The organism is Lentimicrobium sp. S6, from assembly GCF_013166635.1.
Taxonomy (GTDB): Bacteria; Bacteroidota; Bacteroidia; order Bacteroidales; family UBA12170; genus UBA12170.
On record NZ_JABKBZ010000104.1, the window covers coordinates 1 to 13,189 of the forward strand.

6 protein-coding genes are annotated in these 13,189 nt (G+C 41.1%); 1 reads left to right on the plus strand and 5 read right to left on the minus strand.

Annotated elements, in window-relative coordinates; genetic code table 11:
• Nucleotides 1-1,100 precede the first annotated feature (1,100 nt).
• The gene (locus HNS40_RS20480) at nt 1,101-2,156 is read left to right on the plus strand and encodes a hypothetical protein (protein ID WP_172284471.1); all 1,056 of its coding nucleotides are present in this window, start codon (nt 1,101-1,103) and stop codon (nt 2,154-2,156) included.
• A 328-nt stretch (nt 2,157-2,484) separates the two neighbouring features.
• Here HNS40_RS20480 and HNS40_RS20485 read toward each other — a convergent pair whose 3' ends face one another.
• The 5 genes from HNS40_RS20485 to HNS40_RS20505 all read right to left on the minus strand — a co-directional run bounded on the left by HNS40_RS20485 (nt 2,485) and on the right by HNS40_RS20505 (nt 9,932).
• Nucleotides 2,485-4,545 carry a Piwi domain-containing protein gene (locus tag HNS40_RS20485; RefSeq protein ID WP_172284473.1) on the minus strand — a complete coding sequence of 687 codons (2,061 nt, stop codon included), beginning with the start codon at nt 4,543-4,545 and terminating at the stop codon, nt 2,485-2,487.
• Between the two features lie 9 nt (nt 4,546-4,554).
• Complete coding sequence (locus HNS40_RS20490) at nt 4,555-5,535, minus strand: helix-turn-helix domain-containing protein (protein ID WP_172284475.1); 981 nt, start codon at nt 5,533-5,535, stop codon at nt 4,555-4,557.
• 753 nt (nt 5,536-6,288) lie between these two features.
• The gene (locus HNS40_RS20495; RefSeq protein ID WP_172284477.1) at nt 6,289-6,951 is read right to left on the minus strand and encodes a DUF6266 family protein; all 663 of its coding nucleotides are present in this window, start codon (nt 6,949-6,951) and stop codon (nt 6,289-6,291) included.
• A 1,131-nt stretch (nt 6,952-8,082) separates the two neighbouring features.
• Entirely contained in the window at nt 8,083-9,246 is a 1,164-nt protein-coding gene (gene wecB / locus HNS40_RS20500; RefSeq protein ID WP_172284478.1) for a non-hydrolyzing UDP-N-acetylglucosamine 2-epimerase, read from the minus strand.
• Between the two features lie 305 nt (nt 9,247-9,551).
• A complete protein-coding gene (locus HNS40_RS20505) occupies nt 9,552-9,932 on the minus strand; it encodes an HU family DNA-binding protein (protein ID WP_172284479.1) in 381 nt (126 codons plus the stop codon).
• Nucleotides 9,933-13,189 lie beyond the last annotated feature (3,257 nt).

Genomic DNA, 13,189 nt, shown 5'->3' on the forward strand with positions numbered 1-13,189 from the left:
ATGAGTGGCACAACTTGCTCCGGTACGAGTGGCACAACTTGCTCCGGTATGAGTGGCACAACTTGCTCCGGTTTGAGTGGCACAGTTACATCGGTATAGGTGGCACAACATGAGTCAGCCTATCCACAAGGCAGCAGCTTTAATAATCTGTGGTCGTGCACCTATAATGGTAATAATCTTTTTCATGCTTTAATTTTAGTCCTGCGAAAATAGCAATAAAGAAGGGTTTTCCGAAATTTGTTTTGGGGAATTTCTTTAGGTATTTGGTGTTATTTGAAATCCCCGCTCAGCCAGAAATGCCTTCCGGCGTTTATCTATATTTTCATCATCACCGCTTGCCTTTCTGTTTCGTAGCTCACCATTATCGGGCGGCTCTTTAACATTATTCTGTATTGCTATCATGGCGCTTCATATCAGTGCAAGCACTTCATTTCGCACCATGCTACCAATATGCCGCACCTACGGCGCTTTTGTGTTGTGTTTCAGATTGGAGAGGTATTTATGAAGATAGGAGTAGATTGGATGGGATGGCTTCGCTCTGCTCGCCATGACCGTGCTTTCTATGAAACCCAGTAGTAGTATCTCTCTTCGAAGGAAGGTCATTGCAAGAAGTGCAGCGCCGAAGCAATCTCCTAAAATTAGAGAAGCATGTGAAATCAGCCCACCATTAAATCTGCGTTTATCCCGACCGCAGCATCAAGGGAGCCTGTCTTGTATTGCGAGCTAGCGAGCACCATTCGTGGAAATCCAAGCCATTCACATCAATTATATTATGTGTGCATTCGTGGCAAATAACAATTACGAGCAACGCGTTAATATCCGTGAAAATTCGCCAAATCTGTGTAAATTCGCGTTCCCCTTCTTTTTGCGAGCTAGCGAGCACCATTCGTGGAAATCGAAGCCATTCACATCAATTATATTATTCGTGCATTCGTGGCAAATAACAATTACGAGCAACGTAAGTAATATCCGCGAAAATTCGCCAAATCTGTGTAAATTCGCGTTCCCCTTCTTTTTGCGAGCTTGCGAGCAATAAAAATCACCAGTCATTCCAAACAAAATCCTAAATTTGTCATTCAATAATTCCACTAGACAATACCATGTCCTACGAAAAAGACTTTACTCCATCCATACACCAGCAGCTTTTGAAGAGTTTAATGGAGCAAGACTATCATTTCCATACTTTTTCAGATTATTTGGGTTTTCAAAAGGATGATTCTAAGGAGTCAAGAACCCATAAGAAATGTGTCATCTTAAGGCATGACGTGGAGAAGTATTATGACAATGCCTTAACCATGGCAAACATACAAAATGAATTGGGGATTAGGGGAAGCTATTACTTCCGTATTCTACCTCATCATTTTCAGCCAGAGGTGATAAAAGAGATAGCCAATCTAGGTCATGAAATAGGTTACCATTATGATGATTTGGCCGCTTGCGGAGGAGTCCATGAAAAAGCGATTTTGCGTTTCCAGAAAAATTTACAGACTATAAGAGACATTGCACCAGTGAAAACCATTTGTATGGATGGATCGCCTTTGTCTAAGTTTGATAATAAAGACCTTTGGCGAGCTGGAGAGTTGGTGAAAGTGCGAGCTGGAGAAGGGGCGAAAGTGGGAGCTGGCGAGTTGGCGAGAGGGAGAGTTGGCGAAAAAGTACGAACTGAGCATGCAGGCTATCATTATTCAGATTTCGGTATAATAGGAGAACCCTATTACGATATGGACTTCGATGATTTCTTCTACCTCACCGATACCGGAAGATGCTGGGATGGTTGGAAAGTAAGTGTACGAGACAAAGTGGCACAACAAGAAAGATGGATAGAGGAGGGCTTGGTATTTCATTCTACTCAAGATATCATTAATGCAATAGAGCAGAAGGCGGAGAGCGAAAGGCCAAAAGCCAATAGCCAAGAGCAAGAAGGAGTTGGCGTACTGGCGAACTGGCGAGTTGGAGAAAAGGAAGAGGAGAACAGTGAGATGGAGCAAGCTTCGAGCTCCGTACTTCGCACTTCGAGCCACCGAAGTCCAATATTCCCAAACAGAGTAATGATAACCTTCCATCCCCAGCGCTGGCACAGTGGCTTCCTTCCTTGGGCTAAGGAATTGGTTTTGCAGAATGCTAAGAATCAAGTTAAGAGGTTTCTTGTCAAGTAAAGTAAGTAGAATTTAGAATGTAGTAGGTAGTACTGGGTTAAATTGCTAATTACTACATCCTAAGTGATTCACTATTGTTTTTCACAATTGCTTACTTTTGAAGATATTCCACCCATTTCGGTTCAAGTTGTGCCACTTTTCGTCGAAGCCAAATTCAGAATTATTTACCAGATCCTCCAAAATCCAGAGCTTTGATCCTCTCCATCGTCGAGGCCTCAATTTTAACTGCCAGTAGGTAGTCCCTAACCCTTACGCGCGTAGCGCAAATCACCACCCTTTACGCACGAAGTGCATATTTTACCACCCTTTACGCACTAAGTGCAAAACCCTAAATAAACCAAAGCCTAGTCCTCCCCAATTCCTGCAACACCTCCGCATCAAAATAAGGGAAAATCCTCGCCAACATTTGTGGGTAGGCTATAGTAACCGGCAAGCGCGGCTGTTTGATAGATCGCCAATGTAAAAGACTGAAATCGTAGAGTTGTTGCATCAGCTGGCGGACCAGTTCAGGGTCATTTACCAAACCGGCTACATTCGATTGTAAACTCACCTTCATAGGATAGGGCGCCGTTTTACATTCAGTACCCACCCCTTCATTTTCATTGATATGGAGTAAATAGTCCTGATATCTTAAATGGATATAACTGCCATTGAGCGGTAAATACTGCGGATGCTTGCTATTCCACGCCAATTCTTTGTGCTTAAAGCTATTATTGATTCGTACAACGATTACCGGAATATTTTCTTCTAATTGTTCCAATAAGGCTTCCACCTGCTCCATTTCTTTGTTATTGAGCTCTTTATAATAATGAATAATGAGTCGTTTTACATGCCTATACTGCTGGCGATAATTCTTAATGGCTTCGCCTAACATTCCTACCAAGGCCCATTCTTCTTCGGCTGCAAAACAATCAAACTCCTGAAACCTTCCCTCATTGTCAAAGCAAAAAGCAGATCCCACAAAGGGTTTCTTTTTGTTACTGCTGCGAAAAGCCCCAAAACCCACTATCAGTTCCTTTTCAGTTTCTCTGGCCAGTTTCCAGGGAATCCCTCCAAATTTGGCAACCATAGCCATCGCAATATTCGGCATAAAATAATTCAGGTTCTTTCCCCTGTTTTTCTCCTGTTCTATGCTTTGCGACATAATACCTCTCTTTAATAATAGCTCTTTCACCCGATAATAGACTTTCTTATGAGCAGGTTTGTTGTCAAACTTACCATAGGGTGAAATATAAAAAGCGAAATATTGCGTATCCGATTCTTTCTCAAGTTGCTTTATATGAGTTTCCACCCTTTCAACAATATCAGAACTGCTTTCCACATAAATATCCAAATCGGCATCGTATACCAAATCCATATGACTGATTTCTTGCAGGCTCTGATAGCCGGCTTCTTCCCCTAAATGTTTTTCTAAGGTCGATTTAATGGATTTCCCACTTTCGCAGTAAATAAAAAATACCTTATAATGAGGAGCTTTGGGCAAAAGGAAAGGACCGTTTTGAGAAAAGCCTCTATAAATATCCGATTCCACCTTTTCTCCACCAAATTGTAATAGCCGGCCTCCATATGCTATTTTCTGAATAAATCGGAGAGGTACGCTACTCCATCGGTCTGAAAGAGGAAGGATGTATTTTATTTCTTCATTATTTAAAAATTGTTGACGAAAAATTTCTATTTCCTCATATGCCTTTTTTAGTTTATAGGCTTCTTTACTAAAAGGGAAATCCATTCTTAATTGTGCAGCCATTTCCCTTCTAAGTATGGGATGTAAGCACTCGCTTTGTAAGCGGAATTCATCTTTCAAATGTGCATAGGAACGGCTTCTTTTTTCAAATATCACCTGACCAATAAGGTGGGTATCTAATCGGAATTTGCGCACTAAACTTTGCACATTGCTTTTTAATACCGAAGAGCTACCCTCATAACTCACCATGAGTTGTGCCGAATTCTTACCCGCTTTCGTAATGATAAAAAGGCTGAATTTCTTAAAAACCACCCGATCCGCATGCTTTTCATTGCCATCTTCTACCCAATATTGCCAATCGCCTGTGAATAATCTTTTACAGATTCTTGTTTTTTCAGATAGATGTTGGAACAATTGCTGTGTTAAATACCATTTGGCAATATAAGGCTGCTCTGAAAGCTGCACCATAAAAGTACACAAGGCATCTTCCTCCACACAGCCTATCCAATATTTTTCCTGAGGATGTGTCATTTGATCCAGCCATTCTTTTACTAAAGGCTGCAGATATCGAAGGCCATATCCCTTTCGGCCCTTTTTACCTTCAGCGAATACCCCTAGAAGTATGGAACCTTCCTTATAGCTAAACGAAATACTATTGCTAATATGATGATTCGCCACTTTTTGCGTTGTTTGTTTTTGATTCATGAGGATGCATTATTTGGTTTTCTTAAATTGATTTAATTCTTGTAAGCTGTATTCAAATCGATTACCTACTTGTCTAAAGTCTTTTAATTTCCCCTTATTTTTATAGTTGAGCAAAGTTTGAGGACTTACACCTAGTATTTTTGCAGCTTCTTTTGGCCATACATATTCATCATTACTTAACTCCAGATCTGGGGCTGATATTCGTAGGTTTTTGGTTGCTACTTGTATGTTTTGAATATCTTTTTGCATGCTTTTCACCATTTCAAGCGGGTCATCACTTTCAAAAGCATCCGCTACCTCTAAATTTTGATAAGGCGGAGGAGCCAAAATAAATTCAATGGTCGTTTTCATCTGTTGCTGAAAGTTTTGATGGGATTTTTGATCGCTTATAGGAGTAAGAAAGAGTTCCCGGACTTCTTCATCAAAATATCTGAGCACATTCGTTTTCACGTAAGTCGGAAACTCCCTTTTTAGTCGGAGCAGATAATAAGCCAGCACCAGCTTATAGGCTTGGAAAATAAGCCCACCATAATTTTTTGATAGTGATATTTGTACATCCTCCATCAGTTGCTCCAAATGAATCAGGTATTTCATCAGGGAATAAATCCTGGCGCTCTTTAGTGGAGTCCCGGCTATTTCTTTTTTCAGCACCCCATATTGAACAAACAGAACAGATGATAGCAACCAAATAAAAAAGTTTGGTTTGAGTTCAGAAGAAAAACAAGCAATACATAGGGCCAAGGGATTTTTCAGTCGGTTCTCTTTTTGAACAACAGCAAGACCTTTCCAATCCTTGATAAGATGCGGATGCACTTGAAAATTGAGTCTTTCAAAAGCAGGAGCCAGACCATTAAAATACAGGTTTTCATCATGCGCTGTTTTCCCAAGGGATTTCAAAAGTATTCTATAGGATTTCTCCTCCCGAAGAACCCCCAAATGAGGCATCAGGCTATCATTGATGAGATGGTATAAAGTGGTGTTTCCAGTCATGCTCTGTCAATTTTTAGGTGGATGCGGCAAATACATCAAAAAACAAGGCATAAAGTTAAGGATTATAACATAAATATCACATTTTAGTGTTTTAGAATTTTCAACAAATCTAGAGATTACTAGAATCCCTAAATCTTCCTCCAGCGGAGTGTCGTTGCGAGGCGCCTGCGACGCGGCAACCTTTTCCAATCTAAGGGAATCATCATATATTCACCCACCAAAAATCCGCGCCAATCCGTGAAAATCCGCAGACAAAACAATTCGCGATAATTAACCCCATTCGTGAAAATTCGCATTTAAACCACCAGGGCCGCTATCCTCTGCGAGGCTATCATCCCTTACACCAATCAGCACCCAGCACCCAGTACCCAGCACCCAGCACCCAGAAAAATCCGCGCAATCTGCGAAAATCCGATGACAAAAACAATTAGCGAAAATTAACCCCATTCGTGAAAATTCGCGTTTAAACCACCAGGGCCGCTATCTCTAGCTATCATCCCTTACACCAATCGACCCAGCACCCAGTACCCAGCACCCAGCAAAATCCGCGCCAATCCGCATAATCCGTGGACAAAAAAATTCGCGTCCATTAGCCCAATTCGCGGGAATTAGCGTTCAAAACACCAGGGCCGCTATCATCTACAAGTCTATCATCCCTTACTACCAATCGACCCAGCACCCAACACCCAGCACCCAGCAAAAAAAGGACCACCCCATTACAGAGCAGTCCTCAAAATTGAAGATCAACTTTCGCTACATCACCGCGACACTTCCAACATAAACACTCTTGGAAATTGATTTACCAGCTTGTCCTCCCAGCGCATTGCTAAGAGCCGTAAAGCATAAATAGCAATGAACACTAGTCCCTGAATAAGAATCAGGAAGACTCACATTTGCAGATAAATCACTTCGAGCCCCTGCGTTTAGCATAAATACAGCATCCTTCAATTCCGGATTATAGACTACCACCATGGCCACATCATCTGCAGAGGCAGAACCCTGACCACTGTTGTCGGCCCAGGTTAGATTTACCTCAGCAGCAACAGTAGAACTTAGCCCAGTGTTATAGGCTGGAGTTAAACTTCCCTGACTAACTGAGACTTTGCTATAATCCATTACAATATCAGGATAATCACCAGTAACGGCCTCATGATAATTGTAGGATACTGCGGCATTAAAAGCCGTCTTCTTTACCGCCAGAGATTTAAAACCAATACGGATAAATTCCGTGAGAGGCTGCAAAAACCTGACTACTGTTAAAAACTTAGATCGATTTGCGATCTGAACATCTGATTTGGCATCATTCACATTGCTTGGAAGTGTTTTCAGGTAATCAATACCTTTCCAACTACTACCTACCACATTGCCAATTTTACCGCTGACACCTCCGAGGATGCCTCTTTTTATTGTCCCCATCTTTTTAATTTTTATGGGTGAAAAAATTTATTGAACTATCGGAAGTCCTATTCAAAATGAATGTCCTTGACTTCTGCTAAGACACTGGCAATAAAGATGCACAAGTAATAAAACTGGGTGTTTTTGGTGATATTCAAATATCAAATCACCACATTTAGATGTTTTGGATGATATCAGAAAAACCAAATGGATGATTTAGGTAAAGAAAATGCAGTCTGGTAAAACAACATGATCCAAATTATACCAAAGCAATATCAAAGCCCAATCAAGGTCGGGTTTTAAATAACGGGATTGGGCCACAATAAGATTTTGTTATATTGACAATACTGGGGATGCATTCTCTAAGATGGCATTATCACTTAAAAATTCTACACGGAGTGATGTCGTTGTAATGGACGGTTTATTAAATGTCGAGACCCCCACCCACACCTTCCATATGAAACACGGTCATTGCGATCCCGACCGTAAGCGTCGGGAGTGGCAATCTCCTCCGACTTAAGACTTCATCAATTTTGAAATGGTTTACATCGCTGCTTGCCTTTATGCTTCGTTCATCCCATGATCAGGCGGCTCTTTAAAATACTGTATGATCTCTATCATGGCGCTCCACTTTGTTTCGCACCATGCTAGCAAAATGTCGCGTGCCGACGCATCGGTTAATGACGATGCTATCATTATCGCTACATTCATCGTAGCGGACAGCATCGTTCCGACCTCTGGGGCTTTTTGATTTTACTATCACCCCTGCAGAGTTCCATATTCAAGATTTCAATTAGATTTTAGGAGATGGCCGCGCTACGCTCGCCATGACTGTCCTCCATACTAAGATTCTTTTTTGGAAAACAAATCCCAACCCATACCCTCCATATGAAACAAGGTCATTGCGAGGCGATGCACTGAGCCTGTCGAAGTGAAGCGACGTGGTAATCTCTTCCAAATGAACACCTATTTTCTTTTGAAACCATCTTCATCGGCACTTGCCTTTTCGTTCAATTTCATGCAGTTTACACTAATATCATAACCTAAATAATATTGGAAACAATAATAAGCCAAACTTAGAAGTAGAATCGGTCCAAACTGAGAAATACAAAGCAATCTCAAACAATCAAAGGGAATCTCCAAAAGATAAAATTACACTTCTTTATAATCAAGAATCGCCTGCAGACATCTACCGGCGGTTTTACCATCCCAAAGAAGAGGTCTGATGGGTTTACGGTTTTCATTTAGCGTAATCTGATATTCTTCTCTGATTCTTCTAACATTATTACCCACTAAAACACTGGCTCCTCCATGTTCTTTTAGTGTAATGGGTCTTTCGGTATTCCATCGTAATGTGAGGCAAGGGGTGCCTAAAATAGTGCATTCTTCTTGTAACCCTCCACTATCAGTCAACATCACACAGGCGTCCATATTTAACCTTAAGAGTTCGTGGTAGCCCAAAGGAAGCTGTATAATCATTCGGGGATGTTGTAACATTTCCTCCCATAAACCAAAGCTTTGCAGGTTCTTTTTGGTTCGGGGATGCACAGGGCAAATGAGCTGCATATCTTTGCATACTTCATCTATTAGAAACCTGACAAGTGCTTCCAAAACTTCCTTTTGATCCACATTAGAGGGGCGGTGAAGTGTTACCAAACCAAAATCCAGTGTTGAATCAAATTGGATAGTTTGTCCTTCAATGTTGTTTTGATCCAGAATTTGCGTTATGATCAATTTTTCAGCCTTAGTACGATTGGTTTCAAGGGTATCAATCATGATATTTCCTACAAAGGCAACTTGATGGTCTTGAGCTCCTTCTTGCCTGAGGTTTTCAATGGAAAGCTCATCAGGGGTCAATAATAAATCAGACAAACGATCTGTGACCAATCGATTAATCTCCTCTGGCATTTCCATATCTCTTGAGCGAAGGCCAGCCTCAATATGACATACCTTGATATGCTCTTTTTTTGCAGTTACAGAACAAGCAAGAGTAGCATTCACATCTCCTAAAACCACCACCCAATCTGGTTTTTCAGCTTTTAATACTTTTTCAAAAGCCATCATGGTGAGCCCCACCTGTTCAGCATGCGTACCGCTGCCTATGCCTAGGTTAATATCTGCCTCAGGTATTTCCAATGCTTCAAAAAAAGCTTTAGACATGCGATCATCATAATGCTGTCCGGTGTGAACAAGGATATGTGCTATTGGCTCTTGGCCATTTGCTTTTTGCTGTGTATTATAAGCTTGGATTTCCTTAATAAAAGGAGCGATTTTCATAAAATTGGGTCTTGCACCAACTACGGATATAATCTTCATGTGGGGTATGATTTTTATTTCTGCGAAAATAACAAATTAGGCTGGTTTTCTCTAACCCCTATTAATAAATTACTGAAAACTGTTGCTTTATCATTTAAAAAGAAACGCCTGTTTTGAAAACTAGCTTAGAAATAAATAAATTCTACTGAGAAAATTAAAAATACACCTTAGAAAAGGATTGGTTTCTGCCTAGAAAATAGTTGAGGATTGTGTAGAATTTTGTTGAAATATTCCACAGGAAATTTGCTTTGCGCATAAAAAAAGCCGTAACTTCGTCACGACTTTTAAAAAATTAAAGGTTTATACTACGAAACCTTGCGGAATTCGGCACTGGCTAAAACATCCTGAAAAACTTTACCGCCACGGAAATGAAGGTTGGCTTTTCGGATTAAGTTGGTGCTGTATTCTTCTTGGGTTTCAGCTCCCTCGCCAGAAACAGTTAAACGAAAGGTACCGAAGTCGCCCAGTTTGACTATTTTTCCTTCCAAAAGAAATTCTGGTATGTCCTGTAGCATGGCTTCAATTACGGCCATTACATCAGGTGTCCCTAAAGTCGTTTCCTTTGAAATTCTATTGGCTAATTTGCGGATGTCCGCAGTCCCACTTGATTTTGAAGTTCCATAATATTTTCTAGGATCTTCAGGTGATTGTGGATTCACCTTTTGAATAACATTGATGTCAATCATCTTAATGATATTTTAATGAATAAATTATTTAATTAGTATGAAGCTCTTCAGCTTGTCAATCATCTAGTATACCATCTAGTCAATCAACCTTATTACCTATCTCATATATACCTCCTTTTTTAGCTGTTTTATTATTGTCTATATTTAGCATGAATAACATGGTTTATTCCACATCATAATCGGCCCTTTTTAATAAGTCTATATGATATTTATTAACGATTTCATAAGCGACTCTTTTTTTAATATCTCCTCTGTTTGTTCCTGTATATTTATTATTGCATTCATTTATTTTTATATCCCATATAAAATCATATTGTCACAAAAAATTGTAATTCAAATCGTTATGATGCAAAGATACTGTGATAATTTTAGCTTTTGCTGTTTTTATTATCAACATAGGCCTGTTAATTAATTTTTTGGTTTATTACAAATGCTTGGTAAACAGGAGGACTTTATTTTTTGTAAACATGAAATACCGTATTGTTCTAAACAGCTGTATATCTTGTTAATACTAGGTATTTGCAGGTGTTTTCTAAAAGTAACGCCGGTTTTTTTTAAAAATATATGTTGAAAAGATATATTTGGTTTAACACAATTAGGTATGAAAATTGGAGAGTGCTGTGATTGCTGGGTTTACCGTTTTAAATATCCAAATAATGGAATTTTTAATAACTTTTTAACAGCCGTTGGTTTTTGTTTTAAACTTTAGCTTGCAGCTAGCGAGGAAAGCTCTGCTGATCGTAGCATCAGCATGCATTCATGGTTTGAATACACTACGAAAGGCCGGCAGCAAAAATAATTTCTCAGGACAAAACTCTGGCCGGCCAAAACCACATGTAGTATTCATAACCACGGGCCTTGCCCGCGGTTATTCATATTCAAGCCCTTCAGGCTTGTCGTAATACCAATTGTATAATGAATTAGCTCTAAGAGCATTTCATTATTACACCAGTACAAAGGGATCAAAGCCTTGAGTGTAGGGAAAGGATTGAGGCCCTGGCTTCTGGAAGACAAACTAAGAAATTAGGAGTAGATTGAATGGGATGGCTTCGCTTTGCTCGCCATGACCGTGCTTTCTATGAAACACTGGTCTAGCATCTACCCGCTAGCGCGGAATAGCATTCCTATGCTGATTACCGTAACCACGCCACCACGTAACCACGCAACCATGTACCCACGCCACCACGTAATCCGAAGATGGGTCATTGCGAGAAGGAACGCCGAAGCAATCTTCTGAAATAAAAGATGCTGTTTAAATCATGCCTTCAAAAATAAAACTCATCATTAGGCCGGCAGCAAAAGCACTTTCTAAATCAAACCCTCTGGCCGGCCAAAATCTAGGGGTCATCATTATCCCAGCATTTCGTTCCTTTCAGTCTCTCATACTGGGCTAATGACATGTCGCGCCTTCAGCGCTTTTGCCTTGTGTTTCAGATTGGAAAGGTATTTCATGAAGATAGCAGTAGATTGAATGGGATGGCTTCGCTTTGCTCGCCATGACCGTGCTTTCTATGAAACACTGGTCTAGCATCTACCCGCTAGCACGGAATAGCATTCCTATGCTGATTACCGTAACCACGCCACCACGCCACCACGCAACCATGTACCCACGCCACCACGTACCCCGAAGATGGGTCATTGCGAGAAGGAACGCCGAAGCAATCTTCTGAAATAAAAGATGCTGTTTAAATCATGCCTTCAAAAATAAAACTCATCATTAGGCCGGCAACAAAAGCAATTTCTAATACAAACCCTCTGGCCGGCCAAAATCTAGGGGTCATCATTATCCCAGCATTTCGTTCCTTTCAGTCTCTCATACTGGGCTAATGACATGTCGCACCTTCAGCGCTTTTGCCTTGTGTTTCAGATTGGAAAGGTATTTCATGAAGATAGCAGTAGATTGGAGGAGATGGCTTCGCTTTGCTCGCCATGACCGTGCTTTCTATGAAACACTGGTCTAGCATCTACCCGCTAGCGCGGAATAGCATTCCTATGCTGATTACCGCCACCACGCCACCACGTACCCACGCCACCATGTACCCACGCAACCACGTAATCCGAAGATGGGTCATTGCGAGAAGGAACGCCGAAGCAATCTTCTGAAATAAAAGATGCTGTTTAAATCATGCCTTCAAAAATAAACTCATCATTAGGCCGGCAACAAAAGCACTTTCTAAATCAAACCCTCTGGCCGGATAAAATCTAGGGGTCATCATTATCCCAGCATTTCGTTCCTTTCAGTCTCTCATACTGGGCTAATGACATGTCGCGCTTTCAGCGCTTTTGCCTTGTGTTTCAGATTGAAAAGGTATTTCATGAAGATAGCAGTAGATTGAATGGGATGGCTTCGCTATGCTCGCCATGACCGTGCTTTCTATGAAACACTGGTCTAGCATCTACCCGCTAGCGCGGAATAGCATTCCTATGCTGATTACCGCCACCACGCCACCACGCCACCACGTAACCACGCAACCATGTACCCACGCCACCACGTACCCCGAAGATGCGTCATTGCGAAAAGGAACGCCGAAGCAATCTTCTGAAATAAAAGATGCTGTTTAAATCATGCCTTCAAAAATAAAACTCATCATTAGGCCGGCAGTAAAAGCACTTTCTAAATCAAACCCTCTGGCCGGCCAAAATCTAGGGATCATCATTATCCCAGCATTTCGTTCCTTTCAGTCTCTCATACTGGGCTAATGACATGTCGCACTTTCAGCGCTTTGCCTTGTGTTTCAGATTGAAAAGGTATTTCATGAAGATAGCAGTAGATTGAATGGGATGGCTTCGCTTTGCTCGCCATGACCGTGCTTTCTATGAAACACTGGTCTAGCATCTACCCGCTAGCGCGGAATAGCATTCCTATGCTGATTACCGCAACCACGCCACCACGCCACCACGTAATCCGAAGATGGGTCATTGCGAGAAGGAACGCCGAAGCAATCTTCTGAAATAAAAGATGCTGTTTAAATCATGCCTTCAAAAATAAAACTCATCATTAGGCCGGCAACAAAAGCACTTTCTAATACAAACCCTCTGGCCGGCCAAAATCTAGGGGTCATCATTATCCCAGCATTTCGTTCCTTTCAGTCTCTCATACTGGGCTAATGACATGTCGCACTTTCAGCGCTTTGCCTTGTGTTTCAGATTGGAAAGGTATTTCATGAAGATAGCAGTAGATTGGAGGAGATGGCTTCGCTTTGCTCGCCATGACCGTGCTTTCTATGAAACACTGGTCTAGCATCTACCCGCTAGCG

Excerpts from the sequence above, each read along its gene's own strand:
- HNS40_RS20480 (WP_172284471.1), top strand. The coding sequence starts at position 1,101 with ATGTCCTACGAAAAAGACTTTACTCCATCCATACACCAGCAGCTTTTG.
- HNS40_RS20495 (WP_172284477.1), bottom strand. The coding sequence starts at position 6,951 with ATGGGGACAATAAAAAGAGGCATCCTCGGAGGTGTCAGCGGTAAAATT.
- HNS40_RS20505 (WP_172284479.1), bottom strand. The coding sequence starts at position 9,932 with ATGATTGACATCAATGTTATTCAAAAGGTGAATCCACAATCACCTGAA.
- wecB (WP_172284478.1), bottom strand. The coding sequence starts at position 9,246 with ATGAAGATTATATCCGTAGTTGGTGCAAGACCCAATTTTATGAAAATC.
- HNS40_RS20490 (WP_172284475.1), bottom strand. The coding sequence starts at position 5,535 with ATGACTGGAAACACCACTTTATACCATCTCATCAATGATAGCCTGATG.
- HNS40_RS20485 (WP_172284473.1), bottom strand. The coding sequence starts at position 4,545 with ATGAATCAAAAACAAACAACGCAAAAAGTGGCGAATCATCATATTAGC.